The organism is Billgrantia pellis (assembly GCF_008297955.1).
GTDB classification, from domain to species: Bacteria; Pseudomonadota; Gammaproteobacteria; order Pseudomonadales; family Halomonadaceae; genus Halomonas; species Halomonas pellis.
In genome coordinates this window covers 438,895-451,290 of record NZ_VTPY01000005.1, presented here as the reverse complement: position 1 = coordinate 451,290, position 12,396 = coordinate 438,895, and the positions used below count along the sequence as shown (strand labels likewise).

The window sequence follows — 12,396 nt, the reverse complement described above, 5'->3', positions numbered from 1 at the left end:
TCAGCAATGTCCTCTGCGTCACCTGAAACGAACGGAACACCTATGCACGAACTTAATGCTAATCCCTCTCATTGATATTTGAATGTCTGCTGCTATGCTTGCTTCCGCTGAGCGAGGCCACCCAGAGCACTCGCCAAAAAACCAGCAAGGGACCAAGATGAACCATCGTCATTCGATTTGCGTCGCCCTCGTTGCCGGGGCCGCTGCCCTGCCGCTCCAGGCCCAAGAGCAACAGGAAACCATGGTGATAGTAGGTTCGCGCACGCCGACCCAGATAAGCCAGATTCCCGGCGCCGCCTGGCTCATCGAGAAGGAAGAACTCCAGCAGCAGATCGAGGCCGGTGCCGACCTCAAGACAGCATTGGGCCGCCTGGTGCCGGGGCTGGACATGGCGCCTCAGGGGCGCACCAACTATGGCCAGAACCTGCGTGGCAGGTCCGTCCAGGTCCTGATCGATGGCGTGTCCATGAACAGCTCGCGCGGTCTCTCCCGCCAGTTCGATTCCATCGATCCGTTCAACATCGAACGCATCGAAGTGCTCTCCGGTGCCAACAGCCTTTACGGCGGCGGTGCGACCGGCGGCATCATCAATATTATTACGCGTACAGGGGATGTCGGCGGCCCCGATTGGCGCACTGAAGCCGGACTTACCAGTGGCTTCGGCGACAGCGACGATCTTGATCGACGCATCGCTCAGTCGATCAGCGGTGGTAACGATCGTGTTCAGGCCTACCTCGGCACGGCCTACCAAGATAACGGACGCCACTACGACGGTAACGGCGAGGAAATCTTTCCCGACCTGGCTCAAACCGACCTTCAGAACAATCGCAGCATCGACGTGCTCGGCAACCTGACGTTCCTGCTGGACGATGACCAGACCCTGGAGCTGGGCGCTCAACTCTATCGCTCGCGCTTCGAGGGCGATCGTGGGGTCTACTTTCCCAACCTCGATGCGGCCACACCCAACCTCGAGAACGCCGAGATTCGCAACGGCTATCGTTCCGACCGGGACCCGGCCACCGATCGTCGCATGATCAACCTGCAGTATCACCATGCCGACCTGTTGGGCCAGGATTTCTACCTGCAGGCCTTTCATCGCGAGGAGGAGGCCAGTTTCAGAGCATTTCCCTACGTTGAGGATTATACGGATTCCAACACCAATGGGCGCTGGGATTTAGGAGAGACGGTTCATCAGTATGGCTTCGGCACCTCTAAGCAAAATACAGATCTGAGCGGGATCAAGGCGCTGTTCGACACCCGCCTCACTAATAATGTATCGCTCGTCTATGGCCTGGATCTGGACCGCGAAAGTTTCGATGCCAGCCAGATGAATTTCGACCAGGCCGTATCCGACGCCACCGGCGGCCTGGTACAGCAGCAAGTAGACGTTTCCCCACGCTATCCCGGCTACCGGATCGACTCCTACTCTGCCTTCCTCCAGAGCGACTGGCAGGCAAGCGAGGCACTCAAGCTCTCGGCCGGCGTGCGCCGCCAGCACTCGGACGTGAAGGTCGATGACTTCAATGGCATTCCCGGTGGCGCGAACGACTACGACACCACCCTGCTCAACGCCAGTGCCCTCTATGATGTCGGGAACGGCACGCAGAGCTGGCTGCGCTACAGCCAAGGTTTCGAGCTGCCCGACCCAGCCAAATATTACGGCAAGAGCCCTGATGTCAGCGTTGCCAACAATCCGCTGTCCGCTATCGAGACCGATCAGGTCGAGCTGGGCTGGCGCTATCGTGGCGGCGACTGGGTGACTCAAGCGGCGATGTATTACGCCTGGTCCGACAAGGCAGTGGAAAATGCCGAGGACCTGAGCGTCACTGTCATCGACGAGAAGAAGCGCGACTACGGGCTTGAAGGTGCGGTGACTCGCTACTTCGACAATGGCATCGAGGCCGGCGGTACCCTGCACCTGGTGCGTTCCGAGCAGAAGAACGATGGCGGAGACTGGGAGAAGCGTGACGCTCGCTATGCTTCTCTCTCCTCGGCCACGGCCTTCGTCGGCTGGTCGGACCATGTCCGCTCGGCGCGGCTCCAGGCCAACCATACCTTCGATCTTGAGGATAGCGCCGACAGGAAGATAGAGGGCAACACCACCTTGGACTTGGCCCTCAGCCAACAGACCGATTTCGGCAAGTTCAGCCTCGGCGTGCAGAACCTGCTGGATGAAAACGACTCGACCGTATGGGGACAACGCGCCGCGATGTTCTATTCGCCCTACTATGGCCCCGAGTATCTGTACGATTATCAAGGTCGGGGCCGCACCTACACCCTGACCTGGTCGGTCGACTACTGAGGCACAAGCACATGCCCCGGCTAGCCGTCGTGGACGACCCCATGCCCTATGTCTTGCCCCAGCTTTACGTCGGGCCGCTGGAGGGCCTGACACCGGCTCGCCTGTGGCACGACGAGACGACAGACGGTGCGATGGGGGCGTCGCTGCTCGACCCCTTTTATCTCGACGAGCTCCTGACGCGCTTCGGTCGACGCCATGGCCATGGTGATCGCCGCGCCGTGGCATCGTTGTGGTCGAAATGGCATTTCAGCAGCGTGTTGGCGACCGGTCTGGCCGCCAATCTGGTGCTGGAGCGCGATCTGCCCTTGGGTCTCGACAGCTTGCGCGTGGCGCAGGATCGATACGGCCAGACGACGGGTTTGTTGCTGCGCCATGAAGGCCGACCACTGGACACGCGAGAGAGCCCACGGCGCTTCGCGACCTTTATCGACGGCCACCTGACGCCGCTGATCGAGGCCTTGGCCAACCTCAGCGGCGCCTCGCCCAAGGTGTTCTGGAGCAATGCCGGCAACTATTTCGAGCACTTCGCCCGTGCGCTTGCGCACCACCCGTTGGCACTACCGGAAGTCAATGCGCCAGCGCTTGCCCTGTTGGAAGACGCCACTCTTCCCGACGGCCGGCGTAACCCACTCTATCGTCCCGTGCGTTACCTGCCCGACGGCGACGGCGACGGTCCACAGCGGGTACGTCGTCTCTGCTGCATTCGCTACCTGATCGGCGAGCATGGTTACTGCGGCAATTGCCCACTGACCTGCCGCACTCGCGAGCCGAAGCACGGAGCCGCCTCGTGACCCAACTTGCTCAAGCCACCCGACAGCATACACCACAAGATCTGCGTACCTACGGTGAACGCTACGGTATCGACTATCGCTTCCCTACGCTCCCAATGCGCGCTGCACAGCGTACCTCGGTGATACGGGGGCACATTCAGGAATTGGCCCCCGCACGAGGAATGCAGCTCGTCACCTCCGACATTGAAGTCCTGCAACGCTACGATTCCCGCTCACGCCGCCCCATCCCTCTGTCCATCATCGTCATGCTCGAAGGCCGAGCCGAGGTGAAGCTGGGCGAGCAGCGTCTGAATCTGACTAAAGGCATGGCCTTGAGCGTCACGCTGGATACTCAACAAGGATTGCAAGCCATTCAGCCACCCGGCCAACGCATACGCGCCCTGACGTTGGCCCTCGACGCACCTCGCCTGGCCGAGCTCGGTGCCTCTCTGCCCCGCCATAGGTCGAGCATGCATGCCTGGGTGCTTCCCCCTCTCCTGCCGCAGGCTCTGGAACAAGCCTTGTCCTCCCCTCTCAGCGAGGCGGCCTTGAACTTGCAGTGGGAAGGTTTGGGCCTACAGCTGCTGGCTCACGGGCTGCCGCATGACGCAAGTGCCTCCGACGTCCGGATTCCCCCTGGCGAAAGGCAGCGTCTTGAACGAGTCCATCGGCAGTTGCATGAGCAGCCTGCCCAACCCCACAGCCTCGCGGCACTGGCCGAACTGGCTTCGATGAGCCCGGCCACCCTGCGCCGCAAGTTTCAGGCAGCATACGGCTGCTCCATCTTCGAATACTTGCGCGAAAGGCGCCTCAAGCTCGCTCACGAGCTGCTGTTGCAAGGGCATGGTGTGGAGCGCGTCGCCCAGTGCGCCGGCTATCGGCATGCCAACAATTTCACCACGGCCTTCCGCCTGCACTATGGCTATCCGCCGAGTTCCCTGCGCCGCGTAAACCGAGCGCCCCGAAGAGAAAGCTGAGCAAACGGCATAGGACAGCACTGCCGAATACAAGGAATAATTCTCATTACCTGATGAGAAATTCCGTAGAGGAACCTTCATGCCGACTCCCCGCCCACTGGCACTGAGTATCTCGCTCGCGTCCATCCTCGTCGCGAGCCATGCCCAGGCTCAACAGCCTGTGGAGACGCAGGCCGAAAGCCTGGAAGCCTTGACCGTTACCGGCCAGGCCGCCACCAAGACCGAAACGCCTTTCAACGAAACGCCCCAAGCCACGTCAGTAGTGACACGAGACGAGTGGGAAGCCCGCGGTGTCCGCAGCGTCCAGCGTGCCGTCGACTATACCCCGGGCGTTTTCACCAACCAGATCGGCGCTTCGAATCGCTACGACTACCTCGTTCTGCGGGGCTTCGCCGATGGCAGCGTCAACAACACGTTTCTTGACGGCCTCAAGGTCATGGGCGACAGCGGCGCCTACAGCTCTATGTCCGTCGACCCTTATTTCCTCGAGCGTATCGAAGTGGTCAAGGGTCCCGCATCGGTCCTCTATGGTCGCGCCTCTCCGGGCGGTCTGGTGGCAATGACCAGCAAGCGGCCCGAATTCCAGCGTAGCGGTGAGCTTCGCCTGGGCATAGGTAACCTCGAGCAGCGCCGTGTCGCGTTCGACCTGACCGGTCCATTGGACGCAGAACGTCGCGTGGCCTACCGCCTGACCGGCCTGGCCAGCGCTTCGGATACACAGTTCGGCCCCGTCGAGGAGAAACGCTATGCCTTGGCCCCGGCTATTACCTGGGACGTCACCGACACCACCAGCCTGACCTTGCATGCCTACCTGCAGCGCGATCCTGAGGGTGGTTATCACGGGGGCTTGCCTTATGAAGGCGCGGTGGAAACACGTCATGGACGCAGGATTTCGCGAAATTTCTTCGAGGGCGAAGCGGAACACGACCGGTACGAGCGCGAGATGGCCATGATCGGCTATGAGCTCGAGCACCGTTTCAGCGACACCTGGACGGGGCGTCACAAGTTGCGCTATCTAGAGGCGGATGTCGTCAACGAGCAAGCCTACTATGCCGGAACCTGGGCCAACGAAACGCAACTCAATCGCGGGTACTTGGACGCCGAAGAGGATCTCAAGGCCTGGGTAGTCGACAACCAATTACAGGCCGACTTCGCGATAGGTGACATTGACCATACCACACTGTTAGGTGCCGATTACCAGCAGCGCACGACACGTCGAAATGAATCGTTCGGTGGTCTCCCCCCTCTCGATGCGTTCGCCCCCGAATACGGTGCCACCCCCCTCGGCGTTGCCCCGTTCTATCGACAGGATCGGGATCTCGAGCAGGTCGGCGCCTATCTTCAGAATCAGGCCCGTTTCGGCAACTGGCATGCCATGTTAGGAGGTCGCTACGATCGGGTGGAGATTCGCAACGGGGATTACCTCCAGAATATCCACGAATCGCTCGATGATACCCAATTCAGCGGACGGGCCGGCCTGCTGTATGCCTTCGACAATGGCCTGTCGCCCTTCATCAACTACACTACGTCGTTCTCGCCGAACGGTGTGGCTGACGAGTCGGGCGACATTCTTGCCCCCACCGAAGGCGAGCAGGTGGAAGCCGGTCTCAAGTATCAGCCGACGGGCAGCGAAGATCGTTACAGCGTGGCGTTCTTTCACATTTCTCAGCAAAACGTAGCCACCAAGGATCCCAACGAAAGCTTTTTCAGCGCGGTCGGCGAGATCGAATCCCGCGGCGTGGAACTCGAGGCGCTGGCTCACCCTACCGACAATTTGCGCATGCAAGCTGGATACAGCTATATCGACGCCAGCTACCGCCGGGCCGAAGACGGCACCGAAGGCAATCGCACCAACCAGTCACCTAAACACCAGGCTTCCGTCTGGGGCTTCTATACCTTCGACCAGGGCATGCTAGGCGGCGTCGATGCCGGGCTTGGAATACGCTATCACGCCGACATTTACGCGGACGAGCAGAACACCCGCAAGGTTCCCGACTACACCCTGGTCGACGCCACCCTGGGATACGACCTGGGCCGGGTAGGCCTGGAGGGTGTATCGGCCCGCTTGAATGCCACCAACCTACTAGACAAGGAATACGTGGCGTCCTGCTACGACCTCAACTACTGCTACTTCGGCGCCGAACGCAGTGTCAGCGCCACCCTCAGCTACGCCTTCTGACGGACACTCATTATACGAAAGCACGCCCGGCCAATGCCGGGCGTGCCCGTCGAACAGCCAGCCGGAAGTCGGCTTGCCGGGCCGATGCAATCTTATTGATGTTGCAAATAATAAGAATTATCATTGAGTTTCATCAAATAAAAGCCTCACCCGCGTCGAGGCCCGACACTCCATACCTAGCAAGGGAATCGCAGCATGACTTACCCCAAGAAGACGCGCATCGTCTGGCTGATGCCGGCGCTACTCGGCTCTACCCTGCCGGGCCTGGTCCACGCCCAATCCACCACGGACGAAACGGCCACGGATCTGTCTCCGCTGGTGGTCAGCGCCACCCGCAACCGCAGCGTTGCCGGCAAGACGCCACAGAAGGTCACCGTCATTACTCGCGAGCAGATCGAGCAGCAGCTAGCCATCACCAGCGACCGCGGCCAGATCCTCGGCAACCTGATTCCCGGTTACTCCCCCAGCCGCCAGAAGCTTTCCAATACCGGCGAGACCTTCCGTGGTCGCGACGCTCTGTTCCTGGTCGACGGCGTCCCGCAGTCCAACCCGATGCGCGATGCCGACCGGGACAGCTATACCATCGATCTCGATATGGTCGAGCGCATCGAAGTGATCCATGGCGCCAGCGCCGAGCACGGGCTGGGAGCCACCGGCGGCATCATCAACTTCGTCACCAAACGCGCCGAGGGAGGGGGTGTCAATCATCAGGTTTCAAGCCAGCTCACCTTCGACGACGAGCTCGACTCCGAGGGTTTCGGCCACAAGTTGGGTTACCAGCTCAACGCCCAGCAGGGAAACTGGGACTTTTTTGGTGGCGTTACCCACCAGAAGCGTGGGATCTTTCGCGACGGCAATGGCCGCAATATCGGTATCGATCCCATCCAGGGCGAGACCCAGGACTCGACCAGCTACGACCTCTTTGCCAAGCTCGGCTACTGGATCGACGACAATCAAAATCTCGTCTTCTCCATCAATCGCTTCGAACTGGAAGGTGACAACGACTATGTCCGCGTGTCAGGCGATCGGGCCGCGGGGATTCCCACCAGTGCCGAGCGCGGCACGCCGAATGGCGAGGCCCCCTACAATGAGGCCATGACCACCCAATTGGCCTATCACCATGCCGACTGGTTCGGCAACGAGCTGGATGCCAAGGTCTACCACCAGCGCTTCCGTGCCCAGTTCGGCCCACATCCGACAGCCTATCCCTATCAGGACGAGGCGGGCAACACCCTCTACGATCAGTCGCGAACGCGTTCGGACAAGCTTGGCGCCAAATTCACGCTCAGCCGCGACGGACTGTTCAATGATCGCTTGGCGTTGGCCACCGGCGTCGACTTACTGCAGGACGAAACCGTCCAGGAGCTGACGCAGACCGGTCGGACCTACTCTCCCGAAGCGACGCTCAACAGCGCGGCCGCCTTCTTGCAGGGCGAGCTACGCCTGGCCGACCCGTTGACTCTGCATGCCGGCGTTCGTCAAGAGTGGGCCGAGCTCGACGTAGCTTCCTACTCGACGCTCGACAGAGACACCAGTGTCGAGAATGATTTGGTAGCCGTGGGCGGCGGCAAGCCAACCTTCAATGAAACGCTATTCAATATCGGTCTGGTCTACCAGGCCACCGATTGGGCCCAACTGTTCGCTAACTACTCCCAAGGCTTCGGCATGCCCGACGTAGGCCGCGTACTGCGAGGCGTCGAAGATCCGGGGCAGGACGTCGACACCTTGGTCGACCTGTCCCCTATCGTTACCGATAACCGTGAGGTTGGCGCCCGCTTCGACTGGGGCGACTACGGCCTGGAGCTGAGCTATTTCGAGTCCGATTCCGATCTCGGCCAGCGAATCGAGGCCGATGACCAGGGTAACTACCGAGTCGAGCGGGAGAGGACCGAGATCAGGGGAGTCGAGATCTCCGGCGACATGCGCCTCAATGATACGCACGATCTGCAGCTGTCATATGCCCATACCGAGGGCAAGTCCGACACCGATGGAGACGACCGTGTCGATACCAAGCTCACGGGGCGCAATATGGCGCCGGATACATTGCGCCTCGGCTGGAGCGCCGCCTGGAACGATGCACTCTCATCCCATCTGCAGGCCAGCCATTACTTCGACCGCAGCTACTCGGCAAACTCCGACCTTGAATTTGATGGCTATACCCTGGTCGACGCCTCATTGGCCTATCAGTTACCCGTGGGTCGTGCCACCTTCGGTATCGAGAACCTGACCGATGAGCAGTACATCACCTACTACTCCCAGGCGGGGGTGGTCAACGATGATCTATTTTTTGCCGGTCGCGGTCGCACCTTTACCCTGGGTTATCAGTTGGATTTCTGAACGCCTGTCCCAGCAGGACCTGGCTTACTGTTTGGCGGCGCCTTGGGCGCCGCCTTTTTTCGTTGTTCGCTCTCCTCATCGCCACCACTCGGGATAGGCGGCTTGCAGCTCCCGGCGCCGCGCCACTTCACCGGCCTGCTTGTCGAGCGCGGGTGCCAGTAGCGCCTCGGCACGTGCCGGGGTAAGCGCGAACAGGCCGTCGTCATCGCCAATCATCAGGTCGCCCGGGCGAATCGCCACGCCATCGATGGCGACCGGCACATTGACTTCGCCCTCGAGGTCCAGTGCGCGGGTGGTCAATGGGCTAGCGCCCCGGGAGTAGACCGGCAACGACAAGCGGGCGAGTTCGGCCATATCGGTCACACAGCCTGACGTCACCACCCCTGCCAACCCCTTGCGCAGCGCCGCATAGGTTCGAAGCTCGCCCCAGCAGGCGCGCCGCTCGTCGCCGGACACGTCGATCACCAGCACGTCCCCCGGCTCGGCCAGTTCCAGCGCGCGACGAATCGCGCTGCCGTCGAGATGCGGAATGCGCACCGTCAGTGCATTTCCCAGCAGCCGCGCGGGACGCCGTACGGGAGCCAATCCAGCGATCGCGCCGAAGTCGGTGAGATGCCCCAGGGTGGAAGTCGCCACCTCCCGGTAACGAGCACGCAAGCCGGGCGAAGCCCCCTCGGCTCGAGGACGAATATCGAACATGTCGGATCTCCTTGCCGCCGCTCCAGCGCCGGTCAGGTACGCCAACGATAGAGCAGGTAGACGAAGAACGGCGCCCCGATGCCGGCGACGAAGATACCCGCCGGCAGATCGCGGGGCAGGAACGCGAGGCGACCGAGCAGGTCGGCATGCAAAAGAATCAGCGCACCGACCAGGGCACTCGCCGGCACCAGGCCGGTATGGCCGCGCGCCACCAGCCGCCGCGCGATATGAGGCGCAAGCAGGCCGAGGAAGCTCAGTCCACCGGCGAACGCCACCGCCGCGCCGGACAGTGCCACGGCGAGCAGCAGCAACGACAGACGGGTGCCGCGTACGGCACTGCCGAGCCCGGTGGCCAGGTCGTCACCCAGCGCCAGCGCGTCCAGGTGACGCGCCAGCCCCAGCGCCAGGGGCAACCCCAACGCCGCCCAGGGAGCCAACGCGGCCACTTCGCGCCATTGAGCGGCATAAAGGCTGCCGGTCAGCCACACGTAGGCCTGCATCGCCGTGGTATCGGGGCTGAGCACCAGGATCAGGGTGGTCGCGGCTCCTAGGGCGGCAGCCAGGCCAATGCCAACCAGCACCAGCCTGGCCGGCGTCACGCCGCGCCCGGCCAGGGCAAGGATGGCCAGCGCCACCAACAGCGCACCGACCAGCGCCGCCAGCGGTAACCAGGCTTCGCCAAGTGCCGTTCCACCCAGCGCCAAAAAGGCGACCGCCGCCAGGGAAGCCCCGCCGGTGATTCCGATCACGTCCGGCGAGGCCAGGGGATTGCGCACCAGCCCCTGCAACAGCAAGCCGGCCACGCCCAGGCAAGCCCCCACCAGGATCGCCAGCATAATTCGCGGCAGGCGAATCTCGTGCACGATCAGGGCGATATCGCTGCGCTCGGGGAACAGCAGCGCCTCCAGCACCGCCGAGGGAGGCGTGGCCTGACTGCCGAGGCCCAGGGATACCAGGGCGCTGATGAAGAGTGCCAGGGCCAGCAGCAGCGCTACCGTCAGGGTGCGACGGTCGAGGCGAAGCGACAGCCGCCCGTCGACGGCTCGCCAGACCCACGAGCGACTCATGGTGCCAGGCTCCGGCGACGAGCGAGATGAAGGAAGAAGGGAGTGCCGAGCAGCGCCGTCATCACGCCTACCGGCACCTCCTGAGGCGGTATCACGAAGCGCGCCAGCGTGTCGGCGCCGAGCAACAGACCCGCCCCCAGCAGCGTGCATCCCGGCAGTACCCAGCGATGATCGCGGCCGAACAGGGCTCGTACCATATGCGGCACGATCAGCCCCACGAAGCCGATCATGCCGGCCAGCGCCACGGCGCCACCGGCCAGCATGATGATTGCCGTCCCGGCCAGCAACTTGACTCGACCGGTGCGTTGTCCCAGCCCTCTGACCACTTCCTCCTCCAGCACCAACAGGTTGAGCTGTCGCACAAGAAACAGGCAAACGCCGGCGGCGAACAGGAAGAACGGCAGCAGCGGTGTCATCATCTCGAGTTCGCGCCCCGCCACGGAGCCCGCCAGCCACAGCAGCAGGCTCTCGAAGCGCTCCTGATCGATGATCAGGAGTCCCTGGGCCAGCGAGACGAACAGCGCCGTGACCGCCACACCGGCCAGCACCACGCGCACCGGCGAAATGCCCCCACGCCGCTCGCGCCCGAGCAGCGCAACCAGCAGAGCGGCCACCAAGGCGCCCAGGAAGGCCACCCAGGCCAGCCCCAGCGGTGAGCGTATAGCAAAGAACGTGCTGCCCAGCACCACGAAACACATGGCCCCGGCATTGATGCCGAGAATGCTCGGCGCCGCCAGGGCATTGCGGGTCAGGGTCTGCATCAGGGCGCCGGCCACCGCCAGGCTCGCGCCCACCAGCGCGGCAATCGCCGCTCGGGGCAGGCGCTCGGTCCACAGGATCAAATGCTGTGTCGAACTCGGGTCGGGCGCGACAAACGCTTCCAGCAGCACGGCCGGCGCGATCTCGGTCGCTCCCAGCGCCAGGCTGGCCAAGCCGGTGGCGAGCGCCAGGGCCGCCGTCAGCAACAGGCCCACAAGCTTGGCGGCAGGGCTCGTCAACATGTCTCGTCCTCTCCGTGTGGCCACTCGTCGCCCCGCCGATCCAGGACCTGAAGATCGCGTTCCGGACCGTCCGAATCCTGGCCGCTTGGAGAATCCGCGCGATCCGGATCCCGCCTATCGCTCGTGTCCTGCAATCCGTAGTGCCCGTAGAGTTCGTCGAGCAGGCGGTTGGCCGCCAGGATCCCGGCCCCCATGCTCCAGACCACCGGATCGACCAGGTAAACCCGCCCCCGCTTCACCGCTCCGAGGCTTTGCCATAGCGGGTGCGCCGTCCATTCTCGATGCAGTTCGGCCACCGCCGGGTCGTCACGCATGAAGACGAAAATGGCATCGGCCTCCATGGCCGGCAGGCGCTCGCGGCTGACCAGCTTGACGCCCCACCCGGCCCCTTCCTGGCCCGCGGGTCGGCGAAAGCCGAGCTGATCGAGGATGCGCCGGGCGAACCCATCGTAGTAGAGGCGCACATGATCGCCTCGAAAGCTGACCACCGACACGCTCTGGGGCCAAGCGTCGCCAAGCCGGGCCGACACGCGGCAGCGGAAGTCTTGGACCCGCTCCCGCCAGGCCTCAAGCTGCACCTCGGCCTGTCGCTCACGCCCCGTCGCTTCGCCCATCAACTCAAGCATGGCCTCGAAGTCGTGGGCCGTCTCGGCCATCACCGTCGGGGCGATGCGCGACAGCAGCGGGTAGACGTCGGCGTGGCGATAGCGGACCCCGACGATCAGGTCGGGCGCGAGCCCTGCCACCGCCTCCAGGTCAGGCTGCGTCTCCAGGCCCAGGTAGCGCACCCCGGTCGGCAGGCTATCGCGCAGGTAACGGTACATGGGCCGCTCCAGCCAGGACTCGACCACCCCCACCGGGGCGAGGCCGAGCGCCAAGGCACTGTCCGTGGCGCCCTGATGGAGGGTCACGATGCGTTCGGGCGAGTGCTCGAAACGCGCCTCGCCCAGGGCATGCTCGATGCTGCGCGTCGCGCCGGCATACGCCGGCAGCCATAAGCTGCAGACCACCGGCAACGCCATGACGATGAAGCGACGGCAGGACAGCGAAAGGCCCATGAGAAT

9 protein-coding genes are annotated in these 12,396 nt (G+C 63.1%); 5 read left to right on the top strand and 4 right to left on the bottom strand.

Annotation, left to right across the window (positions count from 1 at the left end):
* The first annotated feature begins 157 nt into the window (after positions 1–157).
* The 5 genes from F0A17_RS15255 (at position 158) to F0A17_RS15235 (ending at position 8,565) form a co-directional block, all read left to right on the top strand.
* On the top strand, positions 158–2,302 hold the full coding sequence (locus F0A17_RS15255; RefSeq protein WP_149329184.1) for a TonB-dependent receptor: 2,145 nt from the start codon (positions 158–160) through the stop codon (positions 2,300–2,302).
* An 11-nt stretch (positions 2,303–2,313) separates the two neighbouring features.
* Positions 2,314–3,093 carry a siderophore-iron reductase FhuF gene (gene fhuF / locus F0A17_RS15250; RefSeq protein ID WP_228716922.1) on the top strand — a complete coding sequence of 260 codons (780 nt, stop codon included), beginning with the start codon at positions 2,314–2,316 and terminating at the stop codon, positions 3,091–3,093.
* Complete coding sequence (locus F0A17_RS15245) at positions 3,090–4,049, top strand: AraC family transcriptional regulator (RefSeq protein ID WP_228716921.1); 960 nt, start codon at positions 3,090–3,092, stop codon at positions 4,047–4,049. Before fhuF ends, F0A17_RS15245 begins: the two co-directional genes overlap by 4 nt.
* 79 nt (positions 4,050–4,128) lie before the next feature.
* The gene (locus F0A17_RS15240) at positions 4,129–6,228 is read left to right on the top strand and encodes a TonB-dependent siderophore receptor (protein WP_149329183.1); all 2,100 of its coding nucleotides are present in this window, start codon (positions 4,129–4,131) and stop codon (positions 6,226–6,228) included.
* Between the two features lie 195 nt (positions 6,229–6,423).
* Positions 6,424–8,565 carry a TonB-dependent receptor gene (locus F0A17_RS15235; RefSeq protein WP_149329182.1) on the top strand — a complete coding sequence of 714 codons (2,142 nt, stop codon included), beginning with the start codon at positions 6,424–6,426 and terminating at the stop codon, positions 8,563–8,565.
* Between the two features lie 75 nt (positions 8,566–8,640).
* On the opposite strand, the gene F0A17_RS15230 is transcribed toward F0A17_RS15235, so the two are convergent.
* The 4 genes from F0A17_RS15230 to F0A17_RS15215 are packed head-to-tail and all read right to left on the bottom strand — an operon-like array spanning position 8,641 to position 12,390.
* A complete protein-coding gene (locus F0A17_RS15230; RefSeq protein WP_149329181.1) occupies positions 8,641–9,264 on the bottom strand; it encodes an RraA family protein in 624 nt (207 codons plus the stop codon).
* A 32-nt stretch (positions 9,265–9,296) separates the two neighbouring features.
* Entirely contained in the window at positions 9,297–10,331 is a 1,035-nt protein-coding gene (locus F0A17_RS15225; protein ID WP_149329180.1) for a FecCD family ABC transporter permease, read from the bottom strand.
* The gene (locus F0A17_RS15220) at positions 10,328–11,332 is read right to left on the bottom strand and encodes a FecCD family ABC transporter permease (RefSeq protein WP_149329179.1); all 1,005 of its coding nucleotides are present in this window, start codon (positions 11,330–11,332) and stop codon (positions 10,328–10,330) included. The genes F0A17_RS15225 and F0A17_RS15220 overlap by 4 nt, the downstream gene beginning before the upstream one ends.
* Complete coding sequence (locus F0A17_RS15215; protein WP_228716920.1) at positions 11,326–12,390, bottom strand: ABC transporter substrate-binding protein; 1,065 nt, start codon at positions 12,388–12,390, stop codon at positions 11,326–11,328. Before F0A17_RS15215 ends, F0A17_RS15220 begins: the two co-directional genes overlap by 7 nt.
* Between the last annotated feature and the right edge of the window lie 6 nt (positions 12,391–12,396).